Genomic DNA, 2,398 nt, shown 5'->3' with positions numbered 1-2,398 from the left:
AACTTGAACCAGTCATCGGTGGCCGCAAACAGGCGCATCAGGTTGTGATGCGGCAGCAATGTGCCCTTCGGCTTGCCAGTGGAACCCGAGGTGTAGATCACGTAAGCCAGGTTATCCGGCGTGCTCAGGTTGAGCGGGTTGCTCTCGGCATAGCCCTCCAGCGAATCGTTCAACGACAGGGTGTTCACCTGCGGTGGCAGCGGCAGGCTGGTCAGCAAATGGTCCTGGGTCAGCAGCAAGGCAATGCCGCTGTCGCTCATCAGGTAGTTCAGGCGCTCTTGCGGAGAATCCGGGTCCAGCGGCACGTAAGCACCACCGGCCTTGAGGATCGCCAGGATGCCGACGACCATTTCCAGGCTCCGCTCCACCGCCAGCCCGACCCGTACCTCAGGACCAACGCCCTGCTCACGCAGCTTGTGGGCCAGACGGTTGGCGCGACGGTTAAGGTCTTCGTAAGTCAACTGCCGGTCGCCCAGGCTCAGGGCAATGGCCTGGGGTACGCGAGCGGCCTGAGCCTCGATCAGTTGATGGGCGCACTGCGCGCTGGGGAAATTCGCCACTTCGCGATTCCAATCCAGCAGCGTCTGCTGGCGCTCGGCAGCGCTCAACAATGGCAGGTCGGCAATACGCTGCTGGACATCGGTAGTCATCGCGTGCAGCACATTAAGCCAGTGGGCGGCCATGCGCTCGATGGTTGCCGCATCGAACAGGTCAGTGGCGTAGATCAACGAAGCGCCCAGGCCATCTTCCCGTTCACAGGTGTCCAGGGTCAGGTCGAACTGCGCGGTGTGCTTGTCCGACACTTGATATTCCAGACGCAGGCCGGGCAACTGCCGGGCCTCGTTGCGGCCTTGAGTCTGATGGTTATAGGCAACCTGAAACAGCGGGCTGCGACTCAGATCGCGCTCCGGCTGCAAGGCTTCCACCAGTTGCTCGAAAGGCAGGTCCTGGTGCGCCTGAGCCTGCAAGGCGGTCTGCTTGACCTGCTGTAACAGTTGGGCAACCGTCGTCTGCGGCGCGAACCCGGCCTTGAGCACCTGAGTGTTGACGAAGAAGCCGATCAGCCCCTCGGTTTCGGCGCGGTTGCGGTTGGCAATCGGTACGCCGACACGCACATCGTTTTGTCCGGTATAGCGATGCAACAGGGTCTGGAACGAAGCCAGCAACAGCATGAACAGGGTCACGCCCTGTTGCCGCGCCACGTCCTTCAAGCGTCCCAGCAGTGCGCCATCCAGTTCGATATTGAGGCGCGCCCCGCCATGACCGCGTACGGCCGGGCGTGAACGATCGGTGGGCAATTCAAGCACCGGCTGCTGGTCGCCCAACTGGTTTTTCCAGTAGCTCAACTGGCGCTCCTGCTCGCCCATTTCCAGCCAGTTGCGTTGCCACAAAGCGTAATCGCCGTACTGGATCGGCAGTGCTGCCAGTTGCGGCTCGCGTCCCTGGCTGCAGGCTTCGTAAAGACGCAGCAACTCATCGACCATGATCGGCATCGACCAGCCATCGGAGACGATATGGTGCTGAGTCAGCACCAGCACATGTTCGTCATCGCCAAGGCTCAGGAGCCTGACCCGCAACAATGGCCCTTGCTGCAGATCGAAGGGCCGTTGCACTTCCTGCTCGACGTAACTCTCGACCGTTTCACCGGCCTGCAGACGATCCACATTCAGAGTGAAAGGCCCAGCCGGATGCACCACTTGCAGGACATCGTCGCCTTGCTGCTCGAAGGTCGTGCGCAGGGTTTCGTGACGGGCGATCAGGTGTTCGAAACTGCGGCGCAGCGCTTCGACATTCAAACTGCCGTGCAGGCGCAGAGCCAGGGGGATGTTGTAGGTGGCGCTTTGAGGATCAAGCTGCCAGATGATCCATTGTCGCTGCTGGGCGAAAGAGAGTGCAGAAGGCTCCTGCGACTCTCTCTTGAAGATTGGCGTGACGGCGTAGAGATTCACCCCCTGTCGCTTCAGCAGTACCGCCAGCGCCTTGCGTTCACGGACGGACAGCGATTTAACGGACTCAAGCAACTCTTGCACGGGGGTATCTCCTGCTAAGCAATCAAATTATCAATTTCCTCCGCTGATAAACGTTTGAGTGCCTCCAGTGATTTAGTCAATTCGTCCAGTGCAGGGTCACTTTTGCCATTTTTTTGCTCGATCACGGCAACCAGACCCGCCACACAAGGTTGTTCGAACAACTCTTTCAACGAAACCTCATGCTGCAATTGCTCGCGCACACGCACCAGCATCTGCACCGCCACCAGCGAGTGCCCACCCAGCTCGAAGAAGTTGTCGTGCAAACCGACCCGCTCGACTTTCAGCACGTCCGCCCAGATCGCCGCCAGTTGCTGCTCCAGCTCGCTTTGCGGGGCCACATAGCCGTTCTGCAACTGGCTGGCATCCGG

2 protein-coding genes are annotated in these 2,398 nt (G+C 60.1%); both read right to left on the bottom strand.

Going from position 1 to position 2,398, the window contains the following annotated elements; genetic code table 11:
• A partial coding sequence (locus tag JSY17_RS25410; protein ID WP_206403375.1) for a condensation domain-containing protein occupies positions 1 to 2,030 on the bottom strand: 2,030 nt, incomplete at its 3' end.
• 14 nt (positions 2,031 to 2,044) lie between these two features.
• On the bottom strand, positions 2,045 to 2,398 hold a 354-nt coding region (locus tag JSY17_RS25405; protein WP_206403374.1), incomplete at its 5' end, for a phosphopantetheine-binding protein.

Source organism: Pseudomonas capsici (assembly GCF_017165765.1).
Lineage (GTDB): Bacteria > Pseudomonadota > Gammaproteobacteria > Pseudomonadales > Pseudomonadaceae > Aquipseudomonas > Aquipseudomonas capsici.
The sequence above is the reverse complement of the archived record's forward strand: the minus strand, read 5'-3'. Positions and strand labels throughout refer to the sequence as shown.